Here is a 391-nt window from a genome sequence, read left to right on the forward strand (position 1 = left end):
AGGCGCGCCTGCTGAATCCCTGGGCCCTGCTGCCGGTCGCTCTCGGGGTGGCGCTGGTGCTGTGGCTGACCTTCAACAGCGAAGAAGTATTCATGCCCAGCGGCGATGGCGAGCCCGACGCGGTCTCGGTGAACTACGCCGAACTGCTGTTGCAGGCGCACCCGGAGAACGACGCGCTGCGTCTGACCCTGATCGACCTGCTGGTCAAGCTCGGCGACTTCGAGCAGGCGCGTCATCACCTCGCCCGTCTGCGCGGCAAGGACCGCCCGGCAACGCCGTTCTACGAGGTGGAACTGGACATCCTTGGCGCCCTGGCCAGGCCCGAGGGCATGGATGAGGAGCAGACGCGCCGATTGCTGGAGCGCCTGCGCAAGATCGAGCATGTTTCGTT

Annotated in this window: 1 protein-coding gene; it reads left to right on the forward strand. The window is 66.2% G+C overall.

The window, feature by feature from the left end:
• Positions 1-391: tetratricopeptide repeat protein (locus FLO80_RS24150; protein ID WP_149187168.1), on the forward strand; the 391-nt coding region annotated here is incomplete at both ends.

Origin of the sequence: Aquicoccus porphyridii, from assembly GCF_008369105.1 — a bacterium.
GTDB classification, from domain to species: domain Bacteria; phylum Pseudomonadota; class Alphaproteobacteria; order Rhodobacterales; family Rhodobacteraceae; genus Aquicoccus; species Aquicoccus porphyridii.